Here is a 15,335-nt window from a genome sequence, read left to right as displayed (position 1 = left end):
AATATAAATCTTGTCATGAATGTTAAGCCAGAGCATATTGATGAGATTAAAATTTTTACACCTCTTTTGAAAATAAAGATAAAATCAAATGATAAAAAGTCTATATATTGTAAAAATATAGCTCTAAAACTTGGTGAAAACACTATTAGCGTACGTTCATATAAAAGAGACAAAATTGTGGATGAAGAGGTAATAAAAGTATATGTCAGGGCAGAGATATACAGTGAATATAAATTTCCACCAAAAGCATATAAACAAAACTTTTTTCATAATAGTTCAAATGAAAAACAATGTACAAAATGTCATAATATGAGTCTTAATGAGATGAAAGGCATCGCATTTTTAGATGTAAAAGAATCAAATTGTTATCAATGCCATAGTAACATCACAAATGAAAAATATGCTCATGCGCCAGCTGTTAATTGGTTGTGCACATCTTGTCATAATGGGAAAGTGGGTAGTGACAATAAAAAAAACGATGGCTTATCTAAATATATAGCTCCAGAGCCTGTAAACATTACGTGCTTTAGATGTCATAAAACAAATTTAAAGCTTTGGAATACATATAAGTATAAACATGAACCTTTAGATTCTGGTCGTTGTAATAAATGTCATAACCCACATGCAAGCCCATATAAAATGTTTATAAGAAAACCAGTTAATAGTATTTGCTTAGGATGTCATAAAGATAAACATATTAAAGCAAGTGACTTTAGTAATACAAAGTGTAAAGTAAATGACAAAAATATGAACTGCATAGAATGTCATTCTCCACATGCTTCTAGTAAACGATTCTTTTTAAAAGATAAATAAGGTTTTATATTATGAGTAATTTCAAGTTATATATTATTTTAATAATGATTTTTTCTTCATCAGTTTTTGCTGATGAAAATAATAAGTTCAATCTCATTAATCCACCTCAAAATCATATAAGTGAAGATGGTATAGTTTCTATTGTTATCAGTGCTAATCATAATAATGTAGATTATCTGAAAATTACAACTAACATAGATGAAATAAATGTAAATATTAATTCCAAACGAACAACATATTGTGAAAGTATTGAGTTAAGTTTAGGAATAAACAACATATTAATAAGTGGATATAAAGATGAAAAAATAGTAAAAGAAGAAGTTGCAAATGTTTACGTTTCATCCAAGGTTTACAAAGATTATAAATACCCTCCTGATAAATTTGATAAAAAATATTTTCATACTGAGGAAAAAGAAAAAATTTGTTCGCAATGTCATGATATGAGCAATAATGAAGTCAATGGTGTTGCTTTTACAGATGTAAGTGATTCTAATTGTTATCAGTGTCACAATAAAATAGTTAAAAAAAAATATGCTCATGCACCTGCTGTGAACTGGCTTTGTACTTCATGTCATAACTCGGATGTAGGAATGCATAATTTATATGATAAGGGTAAATCTAAGTTTATTGCTCCAGACCCAATATCACTCAGATGCTTTTCATGTCACAAAGAACTTAAAAGTGAATGGGAACAAAAGCGTTTTATACATGAGCCAACTGACTCAGGTAGATGTAATAAATGTCATAATCCGCATGCTTCAAATAATCCAAACTATCTTAGAATACCCGTATGGAAACTCTGTACATCTTGTCATAAAGACAAAATAAATGATAGTCATGTAGTAAAAACATTTTCCAATAAAAAACACCCTACTCGCGGGGTAAATGATCCATCTAGACCAGGGAAAGAGCTCTCTTGCATAAGTTGTCACAATCCGCATGTTTCAAATACAGCATATCTTTTAGAAAGTGGTCAAACTATAAATTTATGTGTAAAGTGTCATAAAAAATAAAAGCTCTATCTAAATATTTTTTTTAAATAAATTCTATCTTTATCTACTTGTAACCATTAACAATGTAGAATGTCTTAATTTTTAATAAGGACATATACAGTTAATGGAATTTTTATTTAACACAAATGTACAATTTTTTATAGCAGCTTATCTAGTTGGTGGTATTCCTTTTGGTTTACTCCTTGCAAAGAAGTTTGCAGGTGTAGATGTTAAAGCAAGTGGAAGTGGTAGTATTGGTGCAACAAATGTACTTAGAGTTGTAAAAGAGACAAACCCTGATTTGGCAAAAAAACTTGGAGCTGCTACTCTGGCTTTAGATGTTTTAAAAGGTATCTTAGTTTTAGCGGTTGCTTATTTTTCAGGAATGAGTGAATCTACACTTTGGGGAATCGCTGTTCTTGCTGTAATAGGTCACTGTTTTAGTCCGTATTTAGGTTTTGAGGGTGGTAAAGGTATCGCAACAGGTATGGGAGTTATGATGTTTATGCTTCCTATTGAGACAATTATTGCTCTTGTAGTTTGGGCTATTGGCGCAAAAACAATTCGTATATCTTCCGTTTCATCACTTGCAGGGGTTGGGGCACTTTTAATTTCAAGCTTTTATATCCATCCTGATATTCCTCATGCTCCTGTAGTTTTTATAGTATTTATTCTTTACTATAAACATATTCCAAATATTATTCGTCTTTTTAAAGGTGAAGAAAAAAGAGTAGTATAGTGACCATCCATATAGAAGATCTGAAGTTTCAATGTATTATTGGAATTTTAGACTTTGAAAGGCTAACACCTCAAGATGTAATTATCAATATTGACATAAAATATGAATACGAAAAGGGGTTCATAAACTATGCTCAAGTGGTACAACTTATACAAGAGATTATGATAGAAAGTGAGTTTTTACTTATTGAAGAGGCTTTAAATAAGTTGAATTTAAAGTTATCTAAAGAATATTTATCGATAAAAAGCATGTTTATCAAGATAACAAAACCATCGATTTTACCCGACTGCATGGTTAGTGTGAGCAATAATTACAAATCCCAATCTTAATTATAAGTTAAAGAATTATTAAAAAAAGTTGAAAAAAACTTTAAAGTTAGCTAAAATTATGATATCATTCCGCCAAAATATTCACTTATAGGACAAAATTAATGCGCATTCTTATTATAGAAGATGAAGTAACATTAAACAAAATGCTTGCTGAGGGACTAAAAGAATTTGGTTACCAAAGTGACGTAGTAGAGACTCTTAAAGATGGAGAGTACTACTTAGACATTCGTAATTATGATTTAGTTTTAATGGACTGGATGCTTCCAGATGGAAATTCAGTAGATATCATTGGTGATATCAAAACTAACACTCCAAAAACTGTTGTAGTCGTTTTATCTGCAAGAGATGACAACGAAAGCGAAATCGAAGCTCTAAGAAGTGGTGCTGATGACTATATCAGAAAACCTTTTGACTTTGACGTTCTAATTGCTCGCATTGAAGCTCGTCTTCGTTTTGGTGGAAGCAACATCATCGAGATTGAAGATTTAGTAATCAATCCTGAAGAAGAAAAAATCACTTATAAAGATCAAGAGATTGAACTTAAAGGTAAACCTTTTGAAGTTCTTACTCACCTTGCTCGTCACCGTGATCAAATTGTTTCTAAAGAACAACTTCTTGACGCAATCTGGGAAGAGCCTGAACTTGTTACTCCAAACGTAATAGAAGTTGCGATTAATCAGATTAGACAAAAAATGGATAAACCATTAAATATTACAACTATCGAGACTGTTCGTCGTCGTGGTTACCGTTTTTGTTTCCCTAAAGAAATAAACTAGATATTATTTAAAATGTGAAAAGGAACTAGCTTCTTTTTCACTACTCTAGTCATTATGGCACTAAGGCTTCGCCTTTTGGTGTAAATTCATCAAACAATCTTTTTTATATTAATATACTATAATTTCATATACACAACATCAAGGCTAATAATGTTTACAAAAAGAAGTATTAGAAGAAATTTTCTAATCCAACTAATCTTTGCATCAGCTTCCCTAATTTTTATATTTTCATCGTTTTTATATCTCTATATTGAAAATTCAGTATATTATGAAAAACATCAAGAGTTGATTCAGTATGCAAAGAATATAGCAACTAATCAATCACTTGTTAAAGTAGATCCAGACACTCCAGACACAGTTTTAGGAATAGAAGTTGAAATCATTCATCTTAAAAAGCTAAACCAAAATATAGACCTATATGAAAGTACAAAAAAAAAGCATACATATCTAACTCTTATATATCCATTTAATTTTGATGAGTTAAGCTATCTAAAAATCACAAAAGAGATAACTCCAACGAAAAAACTCTTAGCTAAGATACTTCGTTACATCTTTATCATAAACATTGCCGGCTTTATACTTGTTATAGTCTATGCAATTGCTTTATCAAAAATGTTAATCACACCGATTCAAACTATTAGTTCTAGGCTCTCAAATATGAATGAGCATCTAATGAGACCCATAAAAGTAAAAGAGCTTCCAGAAGAGTTTGAGCCACTTGGAAGTACTATTAATCATCTTATAGCAAGAATACAAAACTTTGTTAAGTATCAAAAAGAATTATTTATTGGAACTGCTCATGAACTTAAAACTCCACTTGCAGTGATTAAACTAAAAAATCAGGTAACTCTAATTAAAGAAAGAAGTCCCCAAGAGTATATAGATGCGCTTAAAACAACAAATAAAACTATTGATGAAATGAATATTATTGTATCTAACATTCTCAACATTGGTCGCCAAGAAGGTGCTCAGCTTGAAAAGCCTGTAGAGGTAGACGTTATTGCTTTTCTTCGTGAAAAAGCTAGTGATTTTAGACTCTTAGCTGAGAATGAAGGAAAAGAGTTACATATGCACTTTGAACCAAATGGGTTTATGGCAACTTTGCAAATACCACTTTTAAATCAAATCATTCAAAACTTTTTGCAAAATGCTCTAAAATTTACAGAACAAGAGAAGTCAGTTACGCTAAGAAGCTCTCAGAGTGAATATGGACTACTTATTGAAGTCATTGATGAGGGATGTGGCATTGATGATAGTGTAGACCTCTTTGCACCCTTTAAAAGACAAGGTAATAAGTCTGGTGTAGGACTAGGATTATTCCTAGCAAAAAGTGCAGCTGATGCTTTGGGAGCTAAGATAAGTATCAGAAATAGAAATGATGGAGTTGATGGTACGATATCAGCACTTGAATTAAACTCTAAATTATCTTGTATACTTCCAAAAAGATAATCATTTAAAAAATTCTGAAGCTATAATTTGATATAAATCGGACCTATAAACTATAGAAGAACAATTCTATAAAAAAACAACTATAAAAGATAAGGTTTACTAATGGCTCTACTAATTAATGATGAGTGTATTGCATGTGATGCATGTCGCGAAGAATGTCCTACTACTGCTATCGAAGAGGGTGATCCTATTTACTATATAGATCCAGATAGATGTACTGAGTGTGTGGGTGTTTATGATGAACCAGCATGTATTTCTGTATGCCCTGTTGATTGTATTGTTTTAGATAAAGATAATGTAGAGTCTATAGCAGAACTGCAATTTAAATCAAAACATTTACAAGATGAAGAATAAAAGTCTCTTTTAATGGCTAAGCGAGTAGCAGTTATAGATATAGGCTCTAACTCAGTTAGGTTAGCTGTTTATGAAAAAACTTCTCGTTTTGCATTTCATCTGCTTAATGAATCAAAAAGTAGAGTAAGACTCTCAGAAAATGCTTATCAAAACGATGGCAATCTTCAAGAGCTTGCTATGCAAAGAACAATAGATGCATTAAAAGACTTCTTAAGTATCATCTCTTCATACAAAGCAAGAAAAACTCTATGTGTTGCAACTTCAGCCCTTAGGGAGGCTCCAAACAAAAAAGAGTTTCTTCAAAGAGTAAAACAAGAGCTAAAACTAAACATTAAAATAATTAATGGTGAGAGAGAAGCCTACTTAGGTGCAATAGCTTGTGCAAACCTTCTTCCTGAGCAAAAAAATGCCTTAAGTATAGATATTGGTGGTGGTTCAACTGAGCTAACACTAATAAATGATAAGGACGTATCAAATATTCTATCTCTTAATCTTGGAACTGTAAGATTAAAAGAGCTGTTTTGTGATGAAAAAAACAAAAATGGAGCAATAGAGTACATAGATACAAAACTAGAAGCTCTAGGTAGCTTAAAAGTGAGTACATTGATTGGTATAGGTGGAACTTTTAGAGCTATATCAGAAGCAATTATGAATAATAAAAATCATCCACTTAACAAACTTCATGCTTTTTCTTACTCTAGCACAGAACTAAACGACTTTATCTCATTAGTCATGAAAGCAAACGATACCGAACTTAAAAACCTTGGTATAAAGAGTGATAGGTTCGATATTATTAAACCTGGAGCACTTATACTACAAAGAGTTCTAAAAAAATTATCAATTACTAATGTTGTAACAAGTGGTGTTGGAGTAAGAGAGGGAACTTTTTTAGCGGATTTGCTAAGAGGTTCTAAAGACAAATTTCCCCAGCACTACAATAGTTCAGCAAGATATATCTTAGACTCTCATATTAGTGAGAAAGCTATATCTAATCAATTAAATACATTGGCCAAGAAACTTTTTGATATTACACATAAGCATCTAGGAATAGACACTTCTTATCGTAAAGATTTAAGCATTGCTGCAAAGCTTTACCCTTGTGGAAATGATATTCATTTTTTCTCTAAAAATAAACATAGTTATTATATACTCCAAAGTGCCTTAGAGTATGGATATACACACAGCCAGATTACACTAATCTCCACACTTTGTAAATATGCAAAGAAAAAACTACCATCATCTTCACATATAGAAAAATATGCTAAACTACTTCCAGATGCTAAGACTCTGCATGCCCTTAGCTATATACTATCTCTAAGCGTCTCTCTTGTAGCACATAGACCTAGAAATATTGATTTTGAATTAGTTTTTAATGATGGTGTGTTAAAGATAGATTCAACACAGACTCTTCGTCTATGCAAAGAGTCTGTAAATAAATTAGAGATAATAGAAGATTTTAAAGTTATATTTTAAAATCTTTGTCCCATTGTAAATTCGAAAGAAGTTGTTTTATCTCCAGCTTGCTCATTGAGTGGTTTTGAGAACATCAACTGAATTGGACCAACTGGAGAAAACCACTCTAATCCAACTCCATAACCACCACGAGAAAATTCATTCAATGAATCATCACCGATAAATCCCCAATCTAAATATGTTACTAATCTCATCTTAGCTTTTGGAACAAGAGGAAAACTAAGTTCTGCATTATTAGAAAAAGTCTGTCTACCACCTACGCGTATAATATTTCCATCACTGTCCGTTTCAACTGGAGAGATAGAGTATGACTCATAACCTCTGACACTTCCAATTCCACCCATATAGAATTTATCTGCAATTGGCAAATATCCAGTATCTGCCGCAAAGTAAAATCTAGCTTTATATCTAAATATAGCATCAAAACCTATATAATCTTCAAGACCAATATATTTGGCGAAGTTTGTTCTGCTTTTAAAGAAGTCGGCATTCCCACCAAGTCCTGACTTCTCAAAACCTTGACTAACTGTATATCCCTCTCTTGGAAGGTAGTAATCATCAGTATTATCAAATTTTGTATTTATAAGTATAGAACTTTTAGCATAACTCTCAAAATACCTTGTGTCAGCTACTGTGGAGCTTTCATTTACATCACTGTAAGCATTCTCTGAAAAGCTGTAACCTAAATAACCGCTAATATGCCTTGAAAACCTATGTCCGGTTCCAATACTTACCCCTTGAGAATCCACACTGTAATCATTATATTCAGAGAATGATTTGAAGATAGAAAAGTTACCATTAAAGTCACTATCGTTTAGTCTTGGATTTGAGATATTGAATGAGTAATTTTTAGTCCTTTCTGACTGCTCTGCTTTAACACCCATATTGATACCAGAACCCCAGATATTTCTATCGTTTACAGCAACTGTGACGAGTAGACCACCATAACTACCGTATCCACCACCAAGCTGAACATTACCGGTTGGTGCCTCTTTTACTTTTACTATAAGGTCCATATTGGAGTTATCTATTCTCTTCTCTTCTATTGTGTTACCATCAAAGAAACCAAGTCTACCTAAAGAGTTACGTGAATCTTTGAGATCAGTTAAAGAGTACATATCGCCGGGTCCAAGATAAAGCTCTCTACGTATGATTCTGTCCAATGTTCTATTGTTTCCAGAGATTACAACATTTCTAATTTTAACTTTGTCACCGGGAGTAATTTTGAAAACAACTTCAACTGTATGATCTTTTTTATTTTTTTTAAGATCTGGAACTACCTGAACAAAAGCATAACTAAGGTCAGCAATGATTGTTTTTATTTTTTGTGCGTCATCACGAAAAGTCTTTATATTAAAGGCTTCACCTTCTTCTAAACTAATAATTTCACGTATTTTTGCTTCATCTATTACATTTGAAACTTGATTAATAGAGATACCACTGATATAATAAATCTCACCCTCTTCTATTTGGTAACTCATATCAGCAGTATAGTGATCAAAATTCACTCTTACAAAAGGTACATCAACTTTAGCGTCTAGATAACCATACTGCATATATGTATCGCGGATTCTAAGTGGATCGTAACCAAGGTCAGATAGTTTCATCTCTCCATCATTTCGTCCCCAGAACCAACCCATAAACTGATGTTCTTTGTTTGCAATAACATCATTAAAAATATCCGTATCTAATCCAAATACACCAATATAGTCTAATTTTTCTATAACAATCTCTTCACCTTCATTTGCAATGAATGTAACTTTGATACTGCCATTGTCAAGAGTCTCTTCTTCAATCTCAACGACACTGTCTATCTTCCCATCTTGAGCTATTGCTTCTTGAATTCTTTTTTTAGCAGATAGTAATTTATTTTTATCGTAGAGTGAACCTTTTTTAATCTGAACAACAGTGCTTAAGACATCTTTATCATTTTCTTTCCAGCCTTTTAACTCTATCTTAGAAATAATAGCTTTTTCTTTAAACAGATAAGTTAAATTACCATCATCAAATTCAGCCCAAACATCGTCAAAATAACCCTGTTTAAAGTATTTTTTTATTGATTCGTTAAGAATTTTATCATCAATAGTGTCACCTACATCAAAATCTAGCATTCTTAAAGCAACTGGTTTTGAAATATGTACCATTCCATCATAATTAATAGACTTTACAGTCATGGCAAATATGTTCACTGTTATTAGGGTTAGCAGGATTGCCAAAAATATTCTCATTAAAATTCCATACATTATAAAATAAGAAGAGATTCTACCCGTAATGAGGTTAATGTTAAGTTAGACGAAACTTAAATTTGTGCATTTAACATGCTATATACAACACTAAGAGGTACCTTTGTAAACAAATTTTCATAGGCAACTCTCATTCTTGTATAAGCCTAAACTTATTAAGCTCCTAATTAATCTTTCTTTACAACAACAAAACTCTCTGGTATTAAAGACTTATATTTTGGTATACTTTGTCCAATACTTGAGTTAATATATGTTGGATCGGCTAGAACTAATTTTCTTTTCCCTGCTTTGACACTATCCCCAGACATAGGTACATAGAGAGCAGTTGCCATATGATCTTTATATTTAACACCGACTACACTGACACCAAATAGCTCTTTAACTAAGTAAGAAAAGAGAACAGCTCTATCTTCGCAGTCTGATTTGTCAAAATAGAGTGTCTCATTAGCAAACATTACTTTTTCTCTTCCAAACTGTTGATCATCTCTCTCATACTTAAAAGATTTTTGCACAAAATGAAGTACAAAGTTCATAGCATCTCCAGCTTTTTTTCCATCAACATATTTTTTTATATCATTTGCTATTGATTCATAAGTTCTGCTGTCAACTGGAGCATTAAAATAAGTTTCATAATCTGCCTGTGGATATGTGGCCATAAAGTCTATTAGATTTTGATTGTAGTCAAATGAAACCTTATATGTTTTTCCATAGTCTTTAAATGAAAGTGTTTTTTTCTTCATTTTTGACATAAAATTAGGAAGTGTTTTTAAAGAGAGATCAAGAGGCTTATTTGCATCAGGATAGTTTTGCTTATATGAATATAATCTACCAACACTACCCTTGGAATAGTTAGCAACTACATAAAACTTTTTATTTGAGAAAATATAGTTTGGAGTTGAATAGATAGTTTTTTTAGAATAGTGCATTAGCACAATGTGCCTCTTAGCAAGTCCAACTTTTACTGCGTATCCAAGTTTGTTAAAGATAAACCAACTTAGAAGATTTGAGTTGTCTTGATTTGAATGTATATGATTGGAGATATCCAAAACTAGTAGATAAACACCCCAATCGTTAAGGTTCATCTCTTTACTTACCCTTTTTATCTCATCTAAAAAGTTTTCATAATCACTAGATGCAGCACTATCAAAAAAGCTAGTTATACCTTCTTTGTTTTGAGGATAAAATTTTGCATTTTTGACACCTGATGGAACATCAAAACCAAGTGTAGATCCATAAAAATCAAAACTTATATCTTTTGATACAGCTTCAATTTTTTTAGGTTTTAGTACTTCTATTTTTGGTTCAACTCTCTCTTCTTTAACTTCAGGTTCTTTAAAAATAATAAAATTTTGAGGTGGTTTTGGTTCAATATATTTTGTTTTTTTAATTTTAATACTAATTTTTGGACCGACACTTTTTATTTTAGTAGGCTTTGCAGGAGCTATTTCTCTAGGTTTAGGTTTTTCGTATAAGGGTGTTCCCTTATATACATTATATGCTTCCCATTGTTGTTTTAAATATTTATTAAAAGCATTATCTCGCTCATCTTTATACTTTGTAAATGATTTAGCTTGTGATCGTTTGAAGTCTTCAAAACTTTGAGCACTCAGCGCAGATGCACTAAGTAAAAGCACTATACTAAAATGGCCAAATAGCCTTAACAATGTTTGTTCCCCATCCTTCTTTAGTAGCACGTTCCAATTCTCCTTGTGTTTGATAAAGTATTTTAGCATCACTCATTTTAGATGAATCTACTTTATTATATTGGTCAATATCATAAGGACGTATCACTCCGCCTATTTGTATGATTTGTTTTTGACCATCGACCAAGATTTCTCTTCTACCTGAGAGAAAATAGTTTCCGTTTTCCATTACTTTAACTATTCTTGCTGATACTATCGTGTTAAATGAAGCATCTTTTGTAGCACTACCCTGCCCTGAGTAAGTACTTTCTGAACTGCTTGTATAACCAACATTTCCTAAGTTATTAGCTCTATCGACAAGTGAATTAACAGCAATATTTTTACTGTTTGCATTAAATACACCACCACCTAAAACAGTGTTTCCTGATTCACTAAGTTCTTTTACCGCTCCACTTGTACTTTGTGCACTCTCATTTATCACAACTCTAACAATGTCATTAACATGCATAGCCTTGTGATCTGAGAAAAGAGGGTTATCACCTTGTCCAAAAATGCTTCCAGTTGAGACATAATCTTGCTTGTCTTCTTTAGCCGGCATTTGTTCTACATATACGGGTGGCTTAAAATCAATTTCAGGGTCCATTTTAACGGACATATTTTCTATGCTTCCCATACATCCAGTTAGTGTGAGTATAGCATAAGATGACATGAAGAAGATTAAAATTGGTTTTAGCATTATTGTCTCATTTATAAATAGTAGATTTAGCTATAATACTAGCAAAAACAGTTCCAAAGGAAATTCATGACTTTAAGAGAAACAATCAATCAAGATGTAAAAGATGCAATGAAAGCAAGAGAGACAAAGAAAAGAGATGCTCTTCGTCTTCTTACAAGTGCTTTTAAGCAGATTGAAGTTGATGAAAGAAAAGAGTTAAATGATGATGATATTATTAAAATAATCCAAACTCAGGTTAAAAGAAGAAATGATGCTGCGTCACAGTACAAAGATGCGGGACGTGATGATTTAATGCAAATAGAACTTGACGAGATAGCAGTATATACTCCATACCTTCCTGCTCAACTAAGCGATGATGAACTAGAATCTACATTGAAAAATATTATATCTAAAGTTGGAGCTTCAACTATGAAAGATATGGGAAAAGTAATGGGAATGGCTTCAAAAGAATTAACAGGCAAAGCTGATGGAAAAAGAATCAATGAGTGTGTAAAGACTCTATTAAATTAGTCCGCTAAAGGAAGTAATTCCTTTAGCTTCGCTTTGACCGCTGTGGTCACTAAAGCTTGAGCTTTTTACAAAGCTCAGAATTAATTTTCTACCCGTTTTTTAACTTTCTTAGAGCTTCCTCTTCATCATCTTGACGCATTAAAGACTCACCTACAAGAAAAGCATCTACACCGGCCTTACTTAAATCTTCCAACTGCCCATGCTCATAGATGCCGCTCTCCGCAACAATTATTTTACCATTTGGAATCATAGGAATCAAATCATAAGATAGATTCATATTCATCTCAAATGTTTGTAAATTTCTGTGGTTAATTCCTATAATATCAATACCCGCATAGATAGCTTTAACTAAATCCGACTTATCATGAACCTCAACTAAGGCTTCCATTCCAAGATGTCTAGTGTATGCTAAAAGCTCTTTTAACTCTTTTTTGCTAAGTGCTGCAGCTATTAAAAGAATAAAATCAGCACCATGAACCATAGCCTCTAAAATCTGATATTTTGAAACAATAAAATCTTTTCTTAAAAGAGGAATTCCGACATATCTTCTGATTCCACCAAGGTAATCTAGTGAACCCTGAAAAAAGTGAGGTTCGGTAAGTATAGAAATAGCACTAGCACCTCCTCTCTCATAAGCCTGAGCAATCTCTAAGGGATCAAAATTCTCACGAATAACACCTTTAGATGGAGAAGCTTTTTTAACCTCTGAAATAATTCTATATGGATCTTCCTCTGTCGCTTTTAAATAAGGGAACACATCTCTTGGAACTCTTGCATTAAACGCAAGTGATTTACCAAGCCAATCCATAGAAAACTCTTTTTCCCTTTTTACTAGATCTTCTTTAGTCTTTTTTATAATGTCGTCTAAAATCATTTTTTCTTCTTATCCTTAACTTTTTTATTTTTACATTTTTTTATGGTCTTAAGATGTTTTAAAACTTCAGGATCATCTCCGCCTTCTAATTTTTTTGCTTTTGAAATAATCTTATAAGCTTTTTCACACTTGCCGAGTTTATAGTATCCCCAAGCTAAAGAATCAAGATAAAAAGCAGAATTAGGTTCTATTATCAATGCTTCTCTTATGTAACCCATACCACCTTTAATGTCTATAGAATGATCTATGAGGAGATAACCAAGATAGTTTAAATATAATGGTTTTTTTTCTATGTTAACTACTTTTTTTAAATTCTTGATTACAGAGTCTTGCATCTTCTTATCAGCTTTATTTTTATGGCTTTCATATTCAAAAATTGCACTCTGACCCAAATAATTAATATCACCTGTTTCATGATATAACTCTTTAGCTAGCTTTGAAGCTTGTTTATATTTTTTAGCATTTATATAGACTTGAAAAAGAAGTTCATCATCACTTCCACTCTTTTGCAAGAAGCTCATAAGCTTAATATATTCCTTTTTATAAGCATAAATCTGAACTATTTTTTTTGAAATATCATCACTTTTTTCTAGCTCATACATTCTTAAATATACAGATAAAAGACCATCGATATTGTTTTCATTTGAATAAAAGCCAATTAGCCTTGTGCAAATAATTTGTGAGCAACCATGCATTCTAGCATGAGTTTCTAGTTGAGCAATAGCTTCTTTATTTCTTTGTAAATTAACATATAAGATTATTGACATTCTATCTAGTATTTTTTCATTATAATCTTTAGTATAAGCACTCTCTAAGTACTTAAGAGCTGTGTCATATTTTTTCTGTTTTACATATATTTCACTAACTAAAACATAATCATTTACATCTTTTGACTTCTCAACTAATTTTATTGATAAAACTCTAGCCTCTTCATACTTTTGATCACCTATTAAAGCAACTATTTTTAATCTAATTAGTTTAAAGTCTTCGATTTTACCATCAGTCTCACGATTTACTTTAGAGACAACATCAGCATTTTTATTTGCCGCTAGGTCATTTTGTAATGATTTATATAGGTACTCATTTTTAGCTGATTTTTCATACAAAGTGTTAAATATGCTTGAAGCTGAGTCATAATCTTTTAACTCTTGGGCTCTTAGAGCAAAAAGTATATAAGTATCTTCTTGCGCAAAAGCTTTTTCATTTGGTTTTAAAGACTCTGTTTTAGAAACACATCCACTAAAAAGTAGTATTAAAAACAGAGATAAAAATATTTTAATCATTATCACTTCCTATTATTCCTGGGCACTCTTGCTTTAACTCATCTACTTTCTCTTTATAATAATCCCAAAATGGAAAAGTTATACATTGAGAAGGACGAGCTTCATAAATCCTACAGCCATTAATTTCTCTATCGTAAAATATACATTCATGTGAGTTATTATACTTTATCTCTTTGATAGAATACTTATACCCTTTTTTAAAAAGATATTCATTTACAAAATCTCTAATATCTAAATCTAATAATTTACTAATTGATTCTATTTCATTTTTATTTACGTATATATAACCGCTATCACCACTACAGCATCTACCTTCACAAGTAGCACATGCCGACGCGTCAAAAGCATAACTAAAGCCATCTTTTTTAACTACAGATGACATTTTATACTCTGCGTTGAAGCTTTTTTATAGATGCGAGCTGCATCTTGAGAAAACTCACTGCCATTAAAGCTAATGAGTGGTTTACGAACTTTCATAAGAGATGATGAGCCATTTCTAACATGCAACATTACTAATGAGGCTCCTCTATCTGCTTTTGGATGCACAAACTGAGCATCCACTACTCTTAACTTCACCCGATCTAGTTCTGCACATATAAGAGCAAACTGAGATGCATCGTAACAAAAAATAAAATGAGATCTAGGTTTTAACAGCCTTGAGACCTTCTTAAAAAATGTTTTTAAAGGTAAGTTGATATTATACCTTGCATTAAATAACATTTCATTCTTACTTACTGAAACTTGTTCATGGTAAAAAGGAGGGTTAGAAATTATATAGTCGTATTTTATGTTTTCATCTAAATCAACAAAATCATTTTTGTGTATTTTATATTCTATCTTATTAACTCTTGCATTAATAGTAGCGTACTCCACAAAGACATCTTGCTTTTCAACTGCTTCTAGTTCAACTTTTGGATTATCACGTGCGACTAAAAGTCCAACAACACCACAGCCAGCACCAACATCAAGAACTTTACCTTTTGGATTAAATGAGTCTATAAAATCATACAAAAAGACAGAATCACTGTTATAACAGTAACCTTCTTGTGGCTGGTAAAGAAGCACATAAAATCCTTAATTTTATTCTATAAAATGAAGGAAATAATTCCACCATTTACGTT

Annotated in this window: 16 protein-coding genes; 9 read left to right on the top strand and 7 right to left on the bottom strand. The window is 31.8% G+C overall.

Annotation, left to right across the window (positions count from 1 at the left end; genetic code table 11):
* The first annotated feature begins 15 nt into the window (after nt 1-15).
* From ACLHDE_RS04580 to ACLHDE_RS04545, 8 genes are all read left to right on the top strand, one after another.
* Nucleotides 16-813, top strand: coding sequence for a cytochrome c3 family protein (locus ACLHDE_RS04580; RefSeq protein ID WP_415398027.1), 798 nt, complete (start codon nt 16-18; stop codon nt 811-813).
* Nucleotides 814-824: 11 nt separating this feature from the next.
* Nucleotides 825-1,826: a cytochrome c3 family protein gene (locus ACLHDE_RS04575; protein WP_415398026.1), complete on the top strand. Its 1,002-nt coding sequence runs from the start codon at nt 825-827 to the stop codon at nt 1,824-1,826.
* Nucleotides 1,827-1,929: 103 nt separating this feature from the next.
* Nucleotides 1,930-2,544, top strand: a complete 615-nt coding sequence (plsY, locus tag ACLHDE_RS04570) for a glycerol-3-phosphate 1-O-acyltransferase PlsY (RefSeq protein WP_415398025.1) — start codon at nt 1,930-1,932, stop codon at nt 2,542-2,544.
* On the top strand, nt 2,544-2,873 hold the full coding sequence (locus ACLHDE_RS04565; protein WP_415398024.1) for a dihydroneopterin aldolase: 330 nt from the start codon (nt 2,544-2,546) through the stop codon (nt 2,871-2,873). Before plsY ends, ACLHDE_RS04565 begins: the two co-directional genes overlap by 1 nt.
* Before the next feature lie 101 nt (nt 2,874-2,974).
* A complete protein-coding gene (gene hsrA, locus ACLHDE_RS04560) occupies nt 2,975-3,649 on the top strand; it encodes a homeostatic response regulator transcription factor HsrA (protein ID WP_373000504.1) in 675 nt (224 codons plus the stop codon).
* 150 nt (nt 3,650-3,799) lie between these two features.
* Nucleotides 3,800-5,098 (top strand): sensor histidine kinase, encoded by a 1,299-nt coding sequence (locus tag ACLHDE_RS04555; RefSeq protein ID WP_415398023.1) that lies wholly within the window; start codon nt 3,800-3,802, stop codon nt 5,096-5,098.
* Between the two features lie 102 nt (nt 5,099-5,200).
* Entirely contained in the window at nt 5,201-5,452 is a 252-nt protein-coding gene (locus tag ACLHDE_RS04550; protein WP_373000498.1) for a YfhL family 4Fe-4S dicluster ferredoxin, read from the top strand.
* A gap of 12 nt (nt 5,453-5,464) precedes the next feature.
* Nucleotides 5,465-6,925, top strand: a complete 1,461-nt coding sequence (locus ACLHDE_RS04545) for a Ppx/GppA phosphatase family protein (protein WP_415398022.1) — start codon at nt 5,465-5,467, stop codon at nt 6,923-6,925.
* On the opposite strand, the gene bamA is transcribed toward ACLHDE_RS04545, so the two are convergent.
* The 3 genes from bamA to flgH form a co-directional block, all read right to left on the bottom strand.
* Entirely contained in the window at nt 6,922-9,153 is a 2,232-nt protein-coding gene (gene bamA / locus ACLHDE_RS04540; protein ID WP_415398021.1) for an outer membrane protein assembly factor BamA, read from the bottom strand. The genes ACLHDE_RS04545 and bamA overlap by 4 nt on opposite strands.
* Before the next feature lie 182 nt (nt 9,154-9,335).
* Nucleotides 9,336-10,832, bottom strand: a complete 1,497-nt coding sequence (locus ACLHDE_RS04535; protein ID WP_415398020.1) for a hypothetical protein — start codon at nt 10,830-10,832, stop codon at nt 9,336-9,338.
* The gene (gene flgH, locus ACLHDE_RS04530; RefSeq protein ID WP_415398019.1) at nt 10,807-11,547 is read right to left on the bottom strand and encodes a flagellar basal body L-ring protein FlgH; all 741 of its coding nucleotides are present in this window, start codon (nt 11,545-11,547) and stop codon (nt 10,807-10,809) included. The genes ACLHDE_RS04535 and flgH overlap by 26 nt, the downstream gene beginning before the upstream one ends.
* Nucleotides 11,548-11,613: 66 nt before the next feature.
* Here flgH and ACLHDE_RS04525 point away from each other — a divergent pair, with 66 nt between their 5' ends.
* Complete coding sequence (locus ACLHDE_RS04525; RefSeq protein ID WP_415398018.1) at nt 11,614-12,057, top strand: GatB/YqeY domain-containing protein; 444 nt, start codon at nt 11,614-11,616, stop codon at nt 12,055-12,057.
* 88 nt (nt 12,058-12,145) lie between these two features.
* Here ACLHDE_RS04525 and trpC read toward each other — a convergent pair whose 3' ends face one another.
* Genes trpC through ACLHDE_RS04505 form a run of 4 tightly spaced genes read right to left on the bottom strand, consistent with a single transcriptional unit; the run spans nt 12,146 to nt 15,279 of the window.
* Nucleotides 12,146-12,931 carry an indole-3-glycerol phosphate synthase TrpC gene (gene trpC, locus ACLHDE_RS04520; protein ID WP_415398017.1) on the bottom strand — a complete coding sequence of 262 codons (786 nt, stop codon included), beginning with the start codon at nt 12,929-12,931 and terminating at the stop codon, nt 12,146-12,148.
* Nucleotides 12,928-14,214: a tetratricopeptide repeat protein gene (locus ACLHDE_RS04515; protein WP_415398016.1), complete on the bottom strand. Its 1,287-nt coding sequence runs from the start codon at nt 14,212-14,214 to the stop codon at nt 12,928-12,930. The genes trpC and ACLHDE_RS04515 overlap by 4 nt, the downstream gene beginning before the upstream one ends.
* Nucleotides 14,207-14,596: a YkgJ family cysteine cluster protein gene (locus tag ACLHDE_RS04510; RefSeq protein WP_415398015.1), complete on the bottom strand. Its 390-nt coding sequence runs from the start codon at nt 14,594-14,596 to the stop codon at nt 14,207-14,209. Before ACLHDE_RS04510 ends, ACLHDE_RS04515 begins: the two co-directional genes overlap by 8 nt.
* Entirely contained in the window at nt 14,584-15,279 is a 696-nt protein-coding gene (locus ACLHDE_RS04505) for a tRNA1(Val) (adenine(37)-N6)-methyltransferase (RefSeq protein ID WP_415398014.1), read from the bottom strand. The genes ACLHDE_RS04510 and ACLHDE_RS04505 overlap by 13 nt, the downstream gene beginning before the upstream one ends.
* Nucleotides 15,280-15,335: the final 56 nt, after the last annotated feature.

It is taken from the genome of Sulfurimonas iocasae (assembly GCF_047716755.1).
In the GTDB taxonomy this organism is placed as follows: domain Bacteria; phylum Campylobacterota; class Campylobacteria; order Campylobacterales; family Sulfurimonadaceae; genus Sulfurimonas.
Note: the sequence above shows the minus strand (reverse complement) of the source record. Positions and strands in the feature narration are given on the sequence as shown.

Coding starts and splice junctions, on each gene's coding strand:
- ACLHDE_RS04525 (WP_415398018.1), top strand. CDS start 11,614: ATGACTTTAAGAGAAACAATCAATCAAGATGTAAAAGATGCAATGAAA.
- trpC (WP_415398017.1), bottom strand. CDS start 12,931: ATGATTTTAGACGACATTATAAAAAAGACTAAAGAAGATCTAGTAAAA.
- hsrA (WP_373000504.1), top strand. CDS start 2,975: ATGCGCATTCTTATTATAGAAGATGAAGTAACATTAAACAAAATGCTT.
- plsY (WP_415398025.1), top strand. CDS start 1,930: ATGGAATTTTTATTTAACACAAATGTACAATTTTTTATAGCAGCTTAT.
- ACLHDE_RS04545 (WP_415398022.1), top strand. CDS start 5,465: ATGGCTAAGCGAGTAGCAGTTATAGATATAGGCTCTAACTCAGTTAGG.
- ACLHDE_RS04580 (WP_415398027.1), top strand. CDS start 16: ATGAATGTTAAGCCAGAGCATATTGATGAGATTAAAATTTTTACACCT.
- ACLHDE_RS04510 (WP_415398015.1), bottom strand. CDS start 14,596: ATGTCATCTGTAGTTAAAAAAGATGGCTTTAGTTATGCTTTTGACGCG.
- flgH (WP_415398019.1), bottom strand. CDS start 11,547: ATGCTAAAACCAATTTTAATCTTCTTCATGTCATCTTATGCTATACTC.
- ACLHDE_RS04550 (WP_373000498.1), top strand. CDS start 5,201: ATGGCTCTACTAATTAATGATGAGTGTATTGCATGTGATGCATGTCGC.
- ACLHDE_RS04515 (WP_415398016.1), bottom strand. CDS start 14,214: ATGATTAAAATATTTTTATCTCTGTTTTTAATACTACTTTTTAGTGGA.
- ACLHDE_RS04555 (WP_415398023.1), top strand. CDS start 3,800: ATGTTTACAAAAAGAAGTATTAGAAGAAATTTTCTAATCCAACTAATC.
- bamA (WP_415398021.1), bottom strand. CDS start 9,153: ATGAGAATATTTTTGGCAATCCTGCTAACCCTAATAACAGTGAACATA.
- ACLHDE_RS04575 (WP_415398026.1), top strand. CDS start 825: ATGAGTAATTTCAAGTTATATATTATTTTAATAATGATTTTTTCTTCA.